The organism is Embleya hyalina, from assembly GCF_003967355.1.
Classification (GTDB): domain Bacteria; phylum Actinomycetota; class Actinomycetes; order Streptomycetales; family Streptomycetaceae; genus Embleya; species Embleya hyalina.
The window spans coordinates 436,750-453,092 of the sequence record NZ_BIFH01000014.1 but is presented as its reverse complement, the minus strand read 5'-3'; the positions used below and the strand labels follow the sequence as shown (position 1 = coordinate 453,092).

Annotated in this window: 13 protein-coding genes; 8 read left to right on the top strand and 5 right to left on the bottom strand. The window is 72.1% G+C overall.

Annotated features, from left to right (window positions below):
• Positions 1-179: 179 nt before the first annotated feature.
• The 6 genes from EMA17_RS06300 to EMA17_RS06275 all read left to right on the top strand — a co-directional run bounded on the left by EMA17_RS06300 (position 180) and on the right by EMA17_RS06275 (position 7,280).
• The gene (locus EMA17_RS06300; protein ID WP_126636123.1) at positions 180-1,469 is read left to right on the top strand and encodes an ABC transporter substrate-binding protein; all 1,290 of its coding nucleotides are present in this window, start codon (positions 180-182) and stop codon (positions 1,467-1,469) included.
• A 4-nt stretch (positions 1,470-1,473) separates the two neighbouring features.
• Entirely contained in the window at positions 1,474-2,439 is a 966-nt protein-coding gene (locus EMA17_RS06295; RefSeq protein ID WP_126635899.1) for a carbohydrate ABC transporter permease, read from the top strand.
• 83 nt (positions 2,440-2,522) lie between these two features.
• Positions 2,523-3,428: a carbohydrate ABC transporter permease gene (locus EMA17_RS06290; RefSeq protein WP_126635898.1), complete on the top strand. Its 906-nt coding sequence runs from the start codon at positions 2,523-2,525 to the stop codon at positions 3,426-3,428.
• Positions 3,425-4,711, top strand: a complete 1,287-nt coding sequence (locus EMA17_RS06285; protein WP_126635897.1) for a family 4 glycosyl hydrolase — start codon at positions 3,425-3,427, stop codon at positions 4,709-4,711. Before EMA17_RS06290 ends, EMA17_RS06285 begins: the two co-directional genes overlap by 4 nt.
• A complete protein-coding gene (locus EMA17_RS06280) occupies positions 4,699-5,733 on the top strand; it encodes an N-acetylglucosamine kinase (protein WP_246126481.1) in 1,035 nt (344 codons plus the stop codon). Before EMA17_RS06285 ends, EMA17_RS06280 begins: the two co-directional genes overlap by 13 nt.
• Before the next feature lie 368 nt (positions 5,734-6,101).
• Complete coding sequence (locus EMA17_RS06275; RefSeq protein ID WP_126635896.1) at positions 6,102-7,280, top strand: MFS transporter; 1,179 nt, start codon at positions 6,102-6,104, stop codon at positions 7,278-7,280.
• Positions 7,281-7,294: 14 nt separating this feature from the next.
• Here EMA17_RS06275 and EMA17_RS06270 read toward each other — a convergent pair whose 3' ends face one another.
• Positions 7,295-8,131: a Gfo/Idh/MocA family protein gene (locus EMA17_RS06270; RefSeq protein WP_218042671.1), complete on the bottom strand. Its 837-nt coding sequence runs from the start codon at positions 8,129-8,131 to the stop codon at positions 7,295-7,297.
• A 228-nt stretch (positions 8,132-8,359) separates the two neighbouring features.
• The gene (locus EMA17_RS06265; protein WP_126635894.1) at positions 8,360-10,081 is read right to left on the bottom strand and encodes a glycoside hydrolase family 13 protein; all 1,722 of its coding nucleotides are present in this window, start codon (positions 10,079-10,081) and stop codon (positions 8,360-8,362) included.
• A 221-nt stretch (positions 10,082-10,302) separates the two neighbouring features.
• Between EMA17_RS06265 and EMA17_RS06260 the strand changes: the two genes are divergently transcribed.
• Together EMA17_RS06260 and EMA17_RS06255 are read left to right on the top strand one after the other, a co-directional pair.
• Complete coding sequence (locus EMA17_RS06260; protein WP_126635893.1) at positions 10,303-10,809, top strand: DUF2269 family protein; 507 nt, start codon at positions 10,303-10,305, stop codon at positions 10,807-10,809.
• A 115-nt stretch (positions 10,810-10,924) separates the two neighbouring features.
• Positions 10,925-12,622, top strand: coding sequence for a sensor histidine kinase (locus EMA17_RS06255; protein WP_174861314.1), 1,698 nt, complete (start codon positions 10,925-10,927; stop codon positions 12,620-12,622).
• Here the strand turns inward: EMA17_RS06255 and EMA17_RS06250 are convergent.
• The 3 genes from EMA17_RS06250 to EMA17_RS06240 are packed head-to-tail and all read right to left on the bottom strand — an operon-like array spanning position 12,590 to position 16,271.
• Positions 12,590-14,797, bottom strand: coding sequence for a xanthine dehydrogenase family protein molybdopterin-binding subunit (locus tag EMA17_RS06250; protein WP_126635892.1), 2,208 nt, complete (start codon positions 14,795-14,797; stop codon positions 12,590-12,592). The two genes, EMA17_RS06255 and EMA17_RS06250, sit on opposite strands and share 33 nt — an antisense overlap.
• Entirely contained in the window at positions 14,794-15,783 is a 990-nt protein-coding gene (locus EMA17_RS06245; RefSeq protein WP_126635891.1) for an FAD binding domain-containing protein, read from the bottom strand. The genes EMA17_RS06250 and EMA17_RS06245 overlap by 4 nt, the downstream gene beginning before the upstream one ends.
• 5 nt (positions 15,784-15,788) lie before the next feature.
• Positions 15,789-16,271: a (2Fe-2S)-binding protein gene (locus EMA17_RS06240; RefSeq protein WP_126635890.1), complete on the bottom strand. Its 483-nt coding sequence runs from the start codon at positions 16,269-16,271 to the stop codon at positions 15,789-15,791.
• Between the last annotated feature and the right edge of the window lie 72 nt (positions 16,272-16,343).

Genomic DNA, 16,343 nt, shown 5'->3' with positions numbered 1-16,343 from the left:
GCCCACCCCTGTCCGGGCACATCCCAGCGCCACCGGCAGCACCCCGTACCACCGCCAGGACCACGGCGCCGCTCGTCCCGGCCGCGCCGCCGCCATCTCCGGAGGAGGACCCAGTGCACAGACTCCCACGGCTCCGTCGTTCCCTCACGACCCTCGCGTGCGCCGCCACGCTCGCCCTGATGGCCTCCGCGTGCGCCGGCGACGACGGCGGCTCGGGGTCCGGCACCGGCGCCTCGGAGGCGCCCGACAAGAAGGTCACGATCACCTTCTGGCACGGCTGGAGCGCCGAGAGCGAGACCAAGGCGGTCAAGGACCTGGTCGCCAGGTTCAACGCGTCGCACCCGAACATCACGGTCAAGATCGTCTCCAACGTGACCGACGACAAGATCACCCAGGGCATCCGCTCGGGCAAGGGCCCGGACGTGGTCTCCTCGTTCACCACGGACAACGTCGGGCAGTTCTGTTCGTCGGGCTCGTGGATCGACCTCGCGCCGTGGCTGGCCCAGTCCAACATCGACCCCGCCACCACCTTCCCGAAGGCGGTGATGGACTACACCCAGTTCCAGGGCAAGCGCTGCGCGCTGCCGCTGCTCGCGGACTCCTACGGGCTCTACTACAACAAGGACATGTTCGCGGCGGCGGGCATCGCCGGGCCGCCGAAGACGATGTCCGAACTCGTCGAGACCGCCAAGAAGCTCAACCAGCTCAACGGTGACGGCACGTTCAAGGTCGCGGGCTTCCTGCCCACCTTCCACGCCTACGAGTTCACCCCGGCGCACGTGCTCGCCCAGTACGGTCCGACCTACCAGACGCCGGACGGCAAGTCGGCCCTGTCCAAGGACCCGACGGTCCCGCAGTTCCTCGCCTGGCAGAAGAAATTCGTCGAGAGCCAGGGCGGATTCGACAAGCTGGAGAAGTTCCGCACCACCTTCGGTGAGGAGTTCTCCGCGGAGAACCCGTTCATGAGCGGCAAGCTCGCGATGACGATGGACGGCGAGTGGCGCACCGCGATGATCGCGAAGGACGCGCCGAACCTGAACTACGGCACCGCGCCGTTCCCGGTCCCGGACGACCAGCTGGACAAGTACGGCCGCAGCTACCTGACCGGCACCACCATCGGCATCGCCAAGTCCAGCCACCACCAGCGGGCCGCCTGGGAGTTCGTCAAGTTCGTCACCACCGACAGCGACGCGCTGAACCAGCTCGCGGGGGCGATCCACAACGTGCCCACCACCAACGCCGCGCTGGCCGCGTCGCCGCTGGCGAACGACGAGCACTTCAAGCCGTTCATCGACGCCTTCAAGCACCCGGCGAGCAACACCACGCCCGCCAGCCCCAACGGCGGCAAGTACCAGGTGACCTTCCAGGAGTTCGCGTACAAGTGGGAGGCCGGCGGGGGCGGCGACCCGAGCAAGGGCCTGGCCGATCTGGACAAGCAGATCGACACCGACGTGGCCCAGGTCCAGTGATCCGATGACCACGACCGCCCCCGCGGCGGCGAAGGTCCCGGCGGCGCTGCGCAGGCAGCGCCGCCGGCGGAACCTGCGCACGCTCGCGTTCCTGTCCCCGTGGTTGATCGGCTTCTCGGTCTTCTTCGCGTATCCGCTCGGCGCGACCGTGTACTACTCGTTCACGCGCTACGACCTGATCAACCCGCCCGTGTGGGTGGGCACCCGCAACTGGAACTACGTCCTCAACGACTATCCGGCGTTGTGGCAGGCGTTGCGCAACACGCTGTGGCTGGTCGTGGTGATGGTCACCCTGCGGGTGATCTTCGGGCTCGGTCTGGGCATGCTGGCGATCCGGCTCAAGCGCGGGTCCGGATTGTTCCGCACGCTGGCCTACCTGCCCTATCTGGCGCCGCCGGTGGCCGCCACGATCGGCTTCGCGTTCCTGCTCAACCCCGGTACCGGGCCGGTGAACAACCTGCTCGGCGACGCCGGACTGCCGCAGCCGGGCTGGTTCACCGATCCGGACTGGTCCAAGCCGGCACTCACCCTGCTCGCCCTGTGGGGCATCGGCGACCTGCTGGTGATCTTCACCGCGTCGCTGCTGGACGTGCCGCGCGAGCAGTACGAGGCGGCCGAGTTGGACGGCGTCGGGCCGTGGCAGAAGTTCCGCTACGTCACCTGGCCGGCGATCACGCCGGTGGTGCTGTTCGCGGTGGTCACCGGGGTGATCCAGACGATGCAGTACTACACGCAGGCGATGGTCGCCGGGAAGGTCGCCAGCGGCGTCATCGGCAACTCCGGCCAGCCGTTCGAGCCGGGCTATCCGCAGGGCACCACCCTGACACTGCCGCAACTCGTGTACCAGGAAGGGTTCTCCACCTTCAACACCGGTGCCGCGTGCGTGATCTCGCTGATCCTGTTCGCCATCGCGATGACGTTCACGTTCGTGCTGCTTCGGCGGCGGTCGGGGCTGTTGGACGACGACTGAGCGCGACCCGCTCGCTCCGTTGCCAACCACCCTGCCAAGACCCCGAGTTCGACGATCCACCGTGCCCAGAAGGGATCGGTTACATGGCCCAGACCGTCACGGCCGAGGCGGCCGGCGTCGTGCCTCCGCCCGCGCCCGCCCGGACACCGGCGCAGCCGCATCGGCGCAAGCGCGTACTGAACTGGATCGGCGTGCACACGCTCGCCGTCACCGCCCTGCTGTTCTTCATCCTTCCGTTCGTGTTCCTGTTCCTGACCTCGGTGATGTCCGACAAACAGGCGCTGACCAGCCATCTGTGGCCCACGTCGTGGGAGTGGGGCAACTACACCGAGGTGATGAGGACCCCCGGCTTCGGCACCTGGTGGCGCAACACGCTGATGTACGCCGGGCTCGGCACCCTGTTCACCGTGGTCTCCAGCCTGCCGGTGGCCTACGCGCTGGCCAAGTTCCGGTTCCGCTTCCGGGGCGTGGCGCTGATGCTGGTGATCTCGTCGATGATGTTGCCGCCCCAGGTGATCGTCATCCCGATGTACATCTTCTGGGCCAAGCAGATGCACCTGAGCGGAACGTTGTGGCCGCTGATCATCCCGATGGCCTTCGGCGACGCGTTCACCATCTTCCTGCTTCGCCAGTTCCTGCTCACCATCCCGTCCGAATACCTGGACGCGGCCCGGGTGGACGGGTGCGGCGAGTTGCGCATCCTGATCTCGATCGTGCTGCCGATGATCCGGCCGGCGATCGCGGCGGTGGCGCTGTTCCAGTTCTTCTATTGCTGGAACGACTATTTCGGTCCACAGGTGTACGCCTCGGAGAATCCGGGCGCGTGGACGTTGTCGTACGGCCTGGAGTCGTTCAAGGGCGCGCATCAGGTCAATTGGAATCTCATGATGGCCGCCACCCTCTTGGTGATGGCGCCGGTGATCCTCGTGTTCTTCTTCGCCCAGAAGGCGTTCATCGAGGGCGTGACACTGACGGGAGTAAAGGGTTGAAGCTTGCGGTGGTGGGCGGTGGGTCCACCTACACTCCCGAACTCGCGGACGGCCTCGGCCGGTTGCGCGAGAACCTGCCGGTCGACGAACTCGTGCTCGTGGACCCGGTGGTGGAACGCCTGGAGTCGGTCGGCGCGGTGGTCCGCCGAATCCTGGCCCGCTATGGACACCCGGCGCGGGTGGTGCTGACCGATGACCTGGACGCGGGCGCGGAGGGCGCCGACGCGGTGCTCTTCCAGCTCCGGGTGGGCGGTCAGCAGGCCCGGGCGCAGGACGAGGCGTGGCCGCTGGACTGCGGCTGCGTGGGACAGGAGACCACCGGGGCGGGCGGCCTGGCCAAGGCGCTGCGCACGGTGCCGGTGGTGCTGGACGCGGCCGAGCGGGTCCGTCGGGTCGCGCCGCACGCGTGGATCGTGGACTTCACCAACCCGGTGGGCATCGTCACCCGGGCGCTGCTCGACGCGGGCCATCGTGCGGTGGGGTTGTGCAATGTCGCGATCACCTTCCAGCGGCGCTTCGCCGCGTTGTTGGACGTCGCGCCGGATCGGCTGCGTCTGGACCACGTCGGGCTGAACCACCTGACCTGGGAGCGGGGCATCCACGTGCTGGACGACCTGGGCGCGCCCGGGCCGGACCTGCTGCCGCGCCTGCTGGCCGAGCACGGGGCCGCGATCGCGGCGGACATCGAGTTGCCGGTGGATCTGATGTACCGGCAGAACACGGTCCCCTCCTACTACTTGCGCTACTTCTACGCGCACGACGCGGTGGTCTCGGCGCAGCGGCACACCGGTTCGCGGGCCGAGGAGGTGGCCGCGATCGAGCGCGAACTGCTGGAACTGTACGCGGATCCGACCCTGGACACGAAGCCGGCGCTGCTCGAGCGCCGGGGCGGGGCGTACTACTCGGAGGCGGCGGTGGCGCTGGTCGCCGCGCTGATGGGCAAGGGCACCGACGAGGCGTCCCGGATCCAGGTCGCCGACGTGCGCAACAACGGTGTCCTGCCGTTCCTGCCGGACGACGCGGTGATCGAGGTGCAGTCCCGGATCGACGCGAACGGGGCGACGCCGCTGCCGGTGGCGCCGGTCGGGCCGTTGCAGGCCGGGTTGATCGCGCATGTCGCGGCGTACGAGGAGTTGGCCCTGGACGCGGCGCTGCGCGGCGGGCGGGACCGGGTGTTCACCGCGTTGTTGGCGCACCCGCTGGTCGGGCAGTACGACATCGCCGAGTCGCTCACCGATCGGCTCCTTGCCGCGGGCAAGGAGCACCTTCCGTGGGCGCGGTGACCGGGGACGCCTCGCCCGGGTCGGCCCCGGCCGTGCTCGCGATCGACGCGGGCAATTCGAAGACCGATGTCGCGGTGGTCGACGCGGACGGTCGGGTCCGGGGCCGGGCGCGCGGGCCGGGCTACAAGCCGTACGTGCTCGGCCACGAGGCGGCGGCGGAGGCGATCGCCGAGCTGGTCGAGGAGGTGCTGCGCACGGCGGCGGGGGTCGGGCCGGTGGAGCATGTCGCGGCCTACCTGGCCAACATCGACCTGCCGGTGGAGGAGTTGCGGCTGCGCAAGGAGTTCGAGGACCGGGGGTGGAGCCGCACGGTCACCGTCGGGAACGACACCTTCGCGGTGCTGCGTTCGGGTACGGACGCGCCGCGCGGGGTCGCGGTGGTGTGCGGCGCGGGGATCAACTGCGTGGGCCTGCTGCCGGACGGGCGCACCGCGCGCTTCCCGGCCCTCGGGCGGATGACCGGCGACTGGGGCGGCGGGATCGGTCTGATGGAGGAGGTGATGTGGTCGTCGGTGCGGGCCGAGGACGGTCGGGGACCGGCCACGGCGCTGGCCGCGGCCACGTCCGACCACTTCGGTCTGCCGTCGGCGACCGCGGTGGCCGAGGCGGTGCACCTGGGTGAGCTGCCGGCCGAGCGACTGCACGAACTGGTTCCGTTGTTGTTCCGGGTGGCCGAGGCGGGCGACCCGGTGGCGGGCGAGGTGGTCGAGCGGCAGGCGGCCGAGATCGCGGTGCTGGCGGTGACGGCGCTGGGACGGCTGGACCTGCTGGGCGAGGCCGCCGACGTGGTCCTCGGCGGCGGCGTGCTGGCCGCGGAGCCGCCGCTGCTGATGGCGGCGGTGGCCCGGCGGGTGCTGGAGGTGGCCCCGAGGGCGGTGCTGAAGGTCGCGTCGGACCCTCCGGTGGTGGGCGCGGCCCTGCTCGGGCTCGATCGCCTGCGCGGCGAGGGCCGGGCGCCGGCGGACGAGGGCGGAGCGGCGGAGCGGCGGCTGCGCGAGGGGTGGTCGGCGGGGGCGGGCTGAGCGGGCGGTCGGTGTCGGTGGGGGACGGGGCCGGGGGGAAGACGGGGCGGAGGGGACGGGGGCGGGCGGCCCGGGTCGGGTCGGGTCGTCCGGCGGTGGCCGGGGCGTCGGGCGGGCGTCGCGCCGGCCGGCTTCGGAGCGACGGGGCGTGACCGCCTTGGGAGCGGCCACGGGGCGGCGCGGGGCCGCTGTCGACCCGGGGTCGGAGTGGCCGGGACGCGGTGGCCGGGCCGTGCGGCCCCGGGTCCGGGTTTCGTGGTCGTTCGGGCACCGTGTGTTCACGTGGATCGCATACGATCCGGGGCGGGGCGGTTCATCCGCGACGGGGCCCACACGATGCGGATGGGGACGACTGTGGACGATCTCGCGTGAGCGACGGCTCGGCGCCGGGGCTGGTCCGCGACCGGGCGACCTGGTCGCTGTACCTGCACATGGCCGCGTTCGGCTACTTCCTGTACTGCTTCGGTCCCTCCGTCACGCTGCTCGGCGACGAACTGGGTGTGAGCAACGCCGTGGCCGCGCTGCACAGTACGGCCTATGCGGCGGCGGGCGTGTTGATCGCGCTGCTCGGCGACCGGCCGATGCGCCGCTTCGGGCGTGGGCGCACGTTGTGGACCGGGTGCGTGGTGCTGAGTCTGGGCGTGCTCGCGTACTGCGCGGCGGATACCCCGGCCGTGTCGTTGGGCGCGGCGCTGCTGTGCGGGTTCGGTGCTTTCCTGGTGGTGAACGTGGCCGGTACGGCGCTGGCCGACCACCACGGTCCGATCGCCGGGCCGAGCGCCCTCAGCGAGGCCAACGGCCTGGCCGCCGGCGTGGGTACGGCCGCCCCGCTGCTGATCGGCGTGATGGACTCCTCCGGCCCCGGCTGGCGCTGGGCCATGGTCGTGGTCCCCGTGCTCTTCGCGGCCCTGGCCCTGGTGTACGGCCGAACCCCGATCCCGGATCCGGGCCCGCCGACCCGACCGACACCGGACCGTCCCGAGGCGCCGACCCGGGGGCTGCCGCCCGCCTACTGGTGGGCCTGGTTGTTGACGGTGTGTTCGGTGGCGGTGGAGTTCTCGTTGTCGTTGTGGGCCTCCACGCTGCTGCGCGACCGTACCGGGATGTCGGAGGGTGCCGCCGCCACCGCGATGACCGCCGTGGTGGCCGGCCTGTGCCTGGGCCGACTGGCGGGCGGGCGGCTGGTGTTGTGGGTGCCGCTGGATCGGCTGTACGGCGGTGCCGTCGCGGTCAACCTGGTCGGCTTCGTGGTGTTCTGGACGGCCTCGGTGCCGTGGCTCGGCTATACCGGCCTGTTCCTCTCCGGCCTGGGCCTGTCCGTGCAGTTCCCCCTCGCCACCGCGACGGCGATCCGCGCGGCGGACGGCCGAACCGACCTGGCCGTCTCCCGGCTCGCCGGGGCCACCACCCTGGCCGCCGGCGGTGCGCCCTTCCTGCTCGGCGTGGCCACCGACCTGATGCCGGTCCGTACCGCGTTCCTGCTCCTGCCGATCCTGCTCCTGGCCTCGCTGCCCATCCTCCGCCTGGCCACCACCACTCGCCCGTGACGCGGCGGGCCCGGTCAGGCCCGGGCCATCGTCGCCGCGTCGACGACGCACTCCAGGACCGCCCTGCTCCGCGACCACGGCAACGGCGACGCCGCGCCGCCCGCCATGGCCAGGATCGTGCGCATCGTGGCGCGGTAGCCCAGGGCCTCCTGCCAGTCGGGGGCGCCGCCGAGGCGGGTGGTGTGTACCCCGTCCTCGGTCTGCGCCGCCACCTCGTACACCTCCTCGCCGCCCGCCCCGGACACCTCGATCGTGCCGGGCCGCCCGTCCGGCCAGCCGACCAGGATCGTGCCCGTGTCCTCGGAGCGGGTGGCCGGACGCACCAGCACCGACCGGCTCGCCGCCACCGCCCGCGCGCCCGGACCGGCCACCGCGTCGAGGAGTTCGGCGCCGTGCAGGCCGAGCGAGACCAGCGTGCCGCCGCCCTCGGCCGGATCGTCCTGCCAGGCCCGCTCCGGCGTCAGGAAGCCCGCGATGTCGTGCCGGACCAACGCCCGCGCCCCGAGCACCCGTCGCCCCGCCAGGCGCTCGGCCAGGTCCACCGCGGCGGGCGCGAAGCGCAGCACGGACGAGGTCAGGAAGCGCTCCTCGTGCCCCGTCACGGCCCGGTCCAACTCGGCAAGGGCACCCGCCGAGGCCGCCGCCGGCTTGTTCACGAAGCAGGGCAGCCCGGCCCGCAACACCCGCGCCACGGTCGCCGCGATCAGGGCCGGCCGCACCGTGACCACCACCGCATCCGGCCGCCGAGCGATCAGTTCGGCGAGCGAGGCGGCCGGCTCGCACGGGTACAGCTCCCGAAACGCCGCGAACCGCGCGGGCTCGCCACCGTCCCATCCGTCGATCCCGTCCACCCCCAGATCCCGAGCCACTCCGGCATCGGTGAACGGGTGACTATGGGCGAACCCGGCAAACGCAAGACGCACGACCCAAACATCCCTTCCAGGCAACGATCAAGGCGACCCGACCCTACGACCCACCCGACGCCGCCCCCGCGCCGCCACCGGCCCGGGCCCGTCGGCGCCCCCGCCCGTCACGGCGGGTGCGGCCACGCCTCGACCCGGCGACACCCACACGGCCGGCTACCCCTTGCGCTGTACGCGCGCCTCCCACGGTCGCAGCGTCATCGGGTCGATCGCCGTGCCCACGTTGCCGAGCACGAGCGGGGCCGTCGCCCACTCGGTCGCGAGGTCCGCCGGGATCCGCACCTGCTCGCCGGTGAAGTTGGCCAGCGTCAGCAGTGTGGTGTCCCGGTAGTGCCTGGTGAACGCGTACAGCCGTTCGTCGTCCGCCAGCAGCATGGTGAAGTCGCCGTGTACGACGGTCGGTTCGCCGTGTCTCAGGGCGATCAGCCGGCGGTAGTGGTGGTACACCGACTCCGGGTCGGCCAGCGCCGCCGCCGCGTTGATCGTGGCGTGGTTCGGGTTGACCGGCAACCACGGTGTGCCGGTGGTGAATCCGGCGTGTTCGGACGTGTCCCACTGCATCGGCGTACGCGCGTTGTCCCGCCCGCGCGCACGCAGCCCGTCCAACACCCGCGCCGGGTCCTCGCCGGCCCGGATCGCCTGTCGGTAGTGGCCCAGCGCCTCGATGTCCCGGACGTCCTCGACCGAGGCGAACGGCGCGTTGGTCATGCCCAGTTCCTCGCCCTGGTAGATGTAGGGCGTACCCCGGTGCAGGTGCAGCACGGTGGCCAGCATCGTCGCCGAACGCACCCGGTATCGCGGCCCGTCGTCGCCGAACCTGGACACCACCCGGGGCTGGTCGTGGTTGTTCCAGTACAGGCTGTTCCAGCCCACCTCGGCCAGGCCCGTCTGCCAGCGGCCCAACGACTCCTTGAGGGCGGTCAGCCGCAGCGGCCGCACGTCGAACTTGTGCCGCCCGAAGTCCAGCCCCACGTGCTCGAATTGGAAGACCATGTCCACCTCGCCGCGCGCCGGGTCGGTGAACAGCCGCGCGTGCTCCAGCGTCACCTCCGGCATCTCGCCCACGGTGAGCACCCGTTCCGGCCGATCGGCGAACACCTCACGATGCATCTCCGCGAGGTATTCGTGCACGCGGGGTCCGCTCACGTAGTACGGCGACCCGTCGCCGTACAGCCCGTCGCCCGCCGGCTCGCCGTCCGGCAGGTCCGGATGCTTGGAGATCAGGTTGATCACGTCCATCCGGAACCCGTCCACCCCGCGGTCGAGCCACCAGCGCATCATCGCGTGGATCGCCCGGCGGACCTCCGGGTTCTCCCAGTTCAGATCGGCCTGCTTCGGCGAGAACAGATGCAGGTAGTACTCCTCGCTCGCGTCGTCGTATTGCCACGCCGATCCGGAGAAGAACGATCCCCAGTTGTTCGGCGCCGCCGACTCCTCCCCCACCGCCCCGCGCTCCGGCCGCCCCGGGCGCCACCAGTACCAGTCCCGCTTGACGCTGTCCGGCCCCTCGCGCGACTCCCGAAACCACGCGTGCTCATCCGAGGTGTGGTTGACCACGAGGTCCATCACCAGCCGCATCCCACGCTCGTGGATCGCGGCCGCCAGCCGATCGAAGTCGGCCAACGTGCCGAACATCGGCTCGATGTCCCGGTAGTCGCTGATGTCGTAGCCGTTGTCGTCCTGCGGCGACGGATACACGGGCGACAACCACACCACGTCCACCCCGAGCCCGACCAGATGATCGAGCCGCGCCAGAATCCCGCCCAGATCCCCGATCCCGTCCCCGTCGGAGTCCGCGAAACTCCGCGGATAGATCTGATAGACCACCGCCGACTTCCACCAGGGCTCCGCCGCCCGCTCCCCATCACCACTCGCCACGACCCACCGACCCCTCTCCCCGGGCACGCGGAGCACCCGAGGTGCCCCGGTCCCTCCACTGTCACCCGCCACCCGCCCTCGCGTCCGCGAACCCCCGGATTTCGACCGCGGCGGTCGACGCGTCGCACGCGACGACGGCGCGGCAGCCCTTGGCGATAATCCGTTGGTGGCCGGCACCGTTGCCACTCGTGCGGGCTTCGGGCGGGTTTTAGCCTCGGCTGGTGACGAAGTTTCTGCTTGCCGTACATGTGCTTGCCGCGATCTTGGCGGTCGGGCCGGTGACCGTTGCCGCGAGTATGTTCCCGCCCGCCGTCCGGCAGGCGCGGGCCGATCCGGCGGACGGGCGGGCCGCGGCGGTGGTGCGCGGGCTGCACCGCACCTGTCGGGTCTACGCGGTCGTCGGCGTGGTGGTGCCGGTCTTCGGGTTGGGGGTCGCCCTGCAGATGGACGTGGTGGGGGACGCGTGGTTGATCGTGTCGATGGTGTTGACCGCGATCGCCGCCGCGGTCCTCGGGTTGGCGGTGCTGCCGCGACAGAGCGCGCTGCTGGCCGACGTCGGGACGCCGGACGGCGGGACGACCGCGGCCACGACCGCGGCCCCCGATCCGCTGTCCCCCTTCCACCGCGCCACCGTGCGGCTGGGCATGCTCACCGGCGTGTTCAACCTGCTGTGGGCCACCGTGACCGTCTTGATGATCGCCCGGCCGGGGTCCTCCACCGGCGCCTGATCCGCCGTCGCTCGGCAGGTGCAAAGATCGCCGTTTCGGGCAGGTATCGGTCCTCGCACGATGTCCGGCCCGCCGCCGGCGGGCTCGGCGCGATGGGCACGATGGGGACGGTGTGGTGGAGCGACACGAGGCGGTCGGCGCCGGGTCGGGGGCGCCGGGGATCGGAACCCGGCGGCACGGCTGGGACACCAGACGTTGGCTGCTCGTCGGGGTCGCCACGACACTGGTCGTATCGGCCCTGCTCGCCGCGCTCGGCGCGTGGGTGTTCTCGCACTCCACCTCGGTGAACGGACGGCTGGTGGACCACAGTTCGCCGGCACTGATCGCCGCGGTGCGCCTGGAGACGGCGTACGCCGACCAGGACGCCGCGGTGCGCGGCTATGTGTGGACCGGCGACGCCTCGCTTCTGGACGGCTACGCCACGGGCCGCGCCACCGAGCAGGAGCAGGCCGCCGTACTGCGCGAGTTGTTTCGCGACGACCCGACCGCGCGCGACGAACTGCGGGTGGTGCAGGAGCGGGCGCGGGCGTGGCAGGACCGGGTGGTCCGGCCCGCGCTCGCCGTCCCGCCCGGGAGCGAGCCGCCGGCGGAGGTGCGCGCGGCCGTCGCCGACACCTCCGCCTACCCGGCGCTGCGCATCGCCACCCTCGCGCAGCAGCACCGCCTCCAGCGGCAGCGCGACAGCGCCAGGGCCGACCTCCAGGACGTCCGCGACCTGCGCACCTGGGTGTTCAGCGGGATAGCGCTGGTGGTCGCCGGCGGCGCGATCATGGTGTTCGCCGGATTGCGGCACGGCGTGACCCGGCCGATGAGCCGACTGGTGGCGGACGCCAACGCGGTGGCCCGGGGCGACTTCCGGCACGAGATCATCCCCACCGGCCCCGCCGACCTGCGCGCGTTGGCCCACGCGATGGAGGCGATGCGCCGCCGACTGGCCGACGAGTTGGCGTTCTCCGACGACGCCCGGCATCGCCTGGACGAGCAGGCCACCGAACTGCGCCGGTCCAACGCCGACCTGGAGCAGTTCGCCTACGTCGCCTCGCACGACCTCCAGGAGCCGCTGCGCAAGATCGCGAGCTTCTGCCGCCTGCTGGACCGGCGGTACCACGGGCAGTTGGACGAACGGGCCGACCGCTACCTCGACTTCGCGGTGGACGGCGCGGTGCGGATGCAGACCCTGATCGACGACCTGCTCGCGTTCTCCCGGATGGGCCGCGGTCCGGCCACCGAGGCATCGGTGGACCTGAACGCCGTGTACGAGACGGTGATCGGCGATCTGGACCTGGCCATCCGGGACGCGCACGCCGAGGTCCGGCGCACGCCGCTGCCCACCGTGCGCGGCGACCGCACCCAGCTCTCCCTGGTCGTGCAGAACCTGATCGCCAACGCGGTGAAGTTCCGCAAGCCGGATCGGCCGGTCCGGGTCTCGGTCGAGGCCGAGACCGAGGCCGCGGACGGGATGTGGCGGATCTCGGTGACCGACGACGGCATCGGCATAGATCCGTCCCAGGCGGATCGCATCTTCGTGATATTCCAGCGCCTGCACACCCGCGAGGCATATCCGGGCAACGGCATGGGCCTGGCGATGTGCAAGAAGATCGTCGAATTCCACGGCGGCACGATCGGGTTGGACCCCGAGTACACCGCCGGCACCCGTATCGTTCTCACCCTCCCGGCGGCCGAGCGGCCCGACACCGAAGCCGAACGACCCGAAGCCGAACGACCCGGGCTCGAGAGCGCGTCCGAGCGCCGGTCGGCGGGCCGCGGCGGGAAACCCCGGTCACCCGCCGAAGTCCCCCCACCCCAGCCCTGATCCGGCCGTCACCACCCGGTCCGGCGTGATCGGCAACGTCCGCACCCGCACCCCCGTCGCGTGGAAGACCGCGTTGGCGATCGCCGCCGCCGCGCCGACCACGCCGATCTCGCCCGCGCCCCGCGCGCCGACGTCGCCGATGTGCGGGTCCGGGACGTCCACGAACAGCACGTCGAGCGCGCCGACATCGGCGTTCGTCGGCAGGTGGTAGCCCGCCAGGTGGGGTTCGACCACGTGCCCCCGGCGCGGGTCGATCGTGGTCGCCTCCATCAACGCCTGGGCCAGACCGAAGGTCATCCCGCCGACGAGTTGGCCGCGCGCCGTGCGCGGATTGATCACCCGGCCGATGTCGAACGCGCCGACCATCCGCCGCACCCGCACGGTCCCCGTCCGCGCGTCCACCGCGACCTCGGCGAACTGGGCGCCGAACGAGTGCACGGCGTAGGGCGATCCGGCGTCCGGATGGGCATGGCCGATCGCCGAGATCGACGGCGAGCCGATCCGGGACAGCTCACCCACGAACGTGTCCCCGCCGAACTCGATCGTGCCGATCTCCCGCCCGTACAGCGGCGATTCGGGGTCGGCCAGGGCGCCCGCCAGCAGGTCGTCGCGCACCGCCTCGCAGGCCCGCCGGATCGCGGGGCCGACGTAGGCCACGGTCTGTGAGCCGATCGATGGCGGCGCCTCCGGCAGTTCGGTGTCGCCGAGCCGCACGAAGACGCGGTCCGGCCCGACGCCCAGCACGTCGGCGGCGATCTGGGCGAAGACGGTGTACGTGCCGGTGCCGATCTCGTGCGAGGCGACGCCCACCACGGCGGTGCCGTCGACCCGCAGTTCGGCGTAGGCCGCGGCCGGTCCCGGGTCCATCTCGTGCGTCGCGCTCGCCATCCCGCTGCCGATCAGCACGTCGCCGTCGCGACGGGTGCCCGGCGTACGGTCGTCCGGGTCCCAGCCGAACCGCTCGGCGCCCAGGCGGTAACACTCGCGCAGGTGTTTGCTCGACCACGGTCGACCCGACGAGGGATCGGTGTCGGCGTGATTGCGCAGCCGCAACTCGAGCGGATCGACCCCCAGTTCGTGCGCCAACTCGTCCAGGGCCGACTCCAGCGCGAACGATCCCGGGGCCCGGCCCGGCGCACGCTGGAAGGTCGGCGCCTGCATGTCGAGCCGCACGATGCGCTGACGGATCGTCACGTTCGGGCAGGCGTACAACATCGCGGTCGTCCCGCCGGTGTTCTCCACCACGTTCTCCCCGAAGGACGTCGCCGTGGTGCCGTCGTGGGCGATCGCGGTCAACCGGCCGTCCCGCCGCGCGCCGAGCACCACCCGCTGCCGGGTGGGCGGGCGCACGCCGCACGAGGTGAACATCTGCGGCCGGGTGAGCGCGAGGCGCACCGGTCGGCCGACCAGCCGCGCCGCCGCCGCGGCCAGCAACACGTGCGGCCACACCGTGCCCTTGCTGCCGAAGCCGCCGCCGACGAAGCCGGACAACACCCGAACGTCCTCGGGCCGCAGCCCGAATGCCTCGGCCAGCGCCGCCCGTACCCCGAAGACGTGCTGCGTCGAGTCGTGGACGGTGAGCCGATTGCCCGTCCAGCGCGCGGTGGTGGCGCACGGCTCCATCGGGTTCATGTGCTGCGGCGGGGTCTCGTAGTACGCCTCGACCGTCGCGTCGGCCACCGCCAGGCCCGTGGTCAGGTCGCCCCGGACCACGTCCTCGCGGCCCGGCGGGGTCTGCGGGATCGCGTCCTCGATCCGCGCCAGCGGCGCCTGTTCGCGATAGCGCACCCGGATCAGCTCGGCGCCGGCGCACGCCTGCTCCCGGGACTCCGCGACCACCATCGCGACATGTTGCCCGTGGTGGTGGATCACCGCGTCGGACAGCGGTGTACGGCCGTCGCCCATCGGCCCGTTGTCCGCCGAGTAGTAGGACGCCACCGGGCCGATGCCCAGCGAGCCGTCGGATGCGCACACCGCCAGCACGCCCGGTGCGCGCTCGGCGGCGGCGACGTCCGTCCCGAGGATCCGGCCCTTGGCGACGGTGCTCTGCAGCAGCACGGCGTGGGCGAGATGGGGCAGGGCCACGTCGCCGGTGTACATCGCGGTACCGGTGACCTTGACCGGACCGTCCACCCGCGCCTGGGGGCGGCCGATCCACGGATCCTCCGGGCTCATCCGCGGTCCCCTTCCACGGTGGTCAGCGTGGTCAGCGCGCGGGCGACGACGCGACGGATGAGTTCGACCTTGTACCCGTTGTCCCGCAGCGGCCGGGCGCCCTCGGTGGCCGCCTCCCCCGCCCGGGCGAACGCGGCGGTGCCCGGCGGTGCGCCGATCAGCGCGGTCTCGGCCGCGCCCGCCCGCCACGGCGTGGTCGCCACACCGCCGAGCACAATCCGGGCGTCACGAACGGTGCCCTCGCGGACGTCCAGGGCGACCGCCACCGAGCACATCGCGAACGCGAACGAGGCCCGCTCACGCACCTTGAGGTAGTGCGAACGGGCACCCAGTGCCGTCAGCGGCACCTCGACCCCGGTGATCAACTCGCCGTGCGCGAGCGTGGTCTCCCGCTCGGGGGTGTCCCCCGGGGGCAGATGGAAGGCGTCGATCGGCTCCACGCGCGGGCCGCCGGGTCCGTCGATCCGTACCCGGGCGCCCAGCGCGAGCAGCGCCACCGCGAGGTCGGACGGGTGGGTGGCGATGCACCGCTCGCTCGTCCCGAGCACCGCGTGGCCCCGGTGGTCGCCGTCCAGCGCCGCGCAGCCGCTCTCCGGCAGCCGCTTGTTGCACGGCATCGACGGGTCGCGGAAGTAGCCGCACCGGGTGCGCTGCATCAGGTTGCCGCCGAGTGTGGCGAGGTTGCGCAGTTGCGGCGAGGCGCCGGCGAGCAGGGCCTGGGCGAGCACGGGCAGGCGCTCGGACACCACCGGGTGCGCGGCCAGGTCGCTGTTGCGGACCAGGGCGCCGATCCGGAGCGTGTCGCCGTCCGACCCGATCCCGCCCAGCGGCAGCCCGCCGATGTCGACCAACCGGGCGGGGCCGGCCACGCCGCACTTCATCAGGTCGACGAGGTTGGTGCCGCCGGCGATGTACATCGCGTCCGGGCCCAGCTCGGCCCAGGCGTGCGCGGGTTCGTCCGGACGGGTGTAGGTGAAGGGGCGCATCGCGGTCACCGCCCGGCCGCGGCGGCGATCGCCGTGACGATGTTCGGGTACGCGGCGCACCGGCACAGGTTGCCGCTCATCCACTCGCGGATCTCGTCGTCGTCCCCGGCGTGGCCCTCGTCGAGCAGCGCGACCGCGGCCATGATCTGCCCGGGGGTGCAAAAGCCGCACTGGAACGCGTCGTGGTCCACGAACGCCCGCTGTACGGGGTGCAACTCACCCTCGGGATCCCCGCCCAGGCCCTCGATCGTGGTCACCTCGCGTCCGTCGTGCATCACCGCGAAGGTCAGGCACGAGGTGATCCGGCGACCGTCGAGCAGCACGGTACAACTGCCGCACTGGCCGAGGTCGCAGCCCTTCTTCGGGCCGGTCAGCCCGAACTCGTCGCGCAGCGCGTCCAGCAGGGTGACGCGCGGGTCGACGCGGATCCGGCGCGGGTCGCCGTTGACCCGCAGTTCGACTTCGTCGGCGGCGGGCTCGATCGACATGGTCCCTCCGGGGTGGGCGCACCCGAGCCGTGCCGACCCGGGATCAGCGCTGCTACCCGCCCGCCGCGCGCG

Coding starts and splice junctions, on each gene's coding strand:
- EMA17_RS06240 (WP_126635890.1), bottom strand. CDS start 16,271: ATGTCGATCGAGCCCGCCGCCGACGAAGTCGAACTGCGGGTCAACGGC.
- EMA17_RS06295 (WP_126635899.1), top strand. CDS start 1,474: ATGACCACGACCGCCCCCGCGGCGGCGAAGGTCCCGGCGGCGCTGCGC.
- EMA17_RS06250 (WP_126635892.1), bottom strand. CDS start 14,797: ATGAGCCCGGAGGATCCGTGGATCGGCCGCCCCCAGGCGCGGGTGGAC.
- EMA17_RS06300 (WP_126636123.1), top strand. CDS start 180: ATGGCCTCCGCGTGCGCCGGCGACGACGGCGGCTCGGGGTCCGGCACC.
- EMA17_RS06245 (WP_126635891.1), bottom strand. CDS start 15,783: ATGCGCCCCTTCACCTACACCCGTCCGGACGAACCCGCGCACGCCTGG.
- EMA17_RS06290 (WP_126635898.1), top strand. CDS start 2,523: ATGGCCCAGACCGTCACGGCCGAGGCGGCCGGCGTCGTGCCTCCGCCC.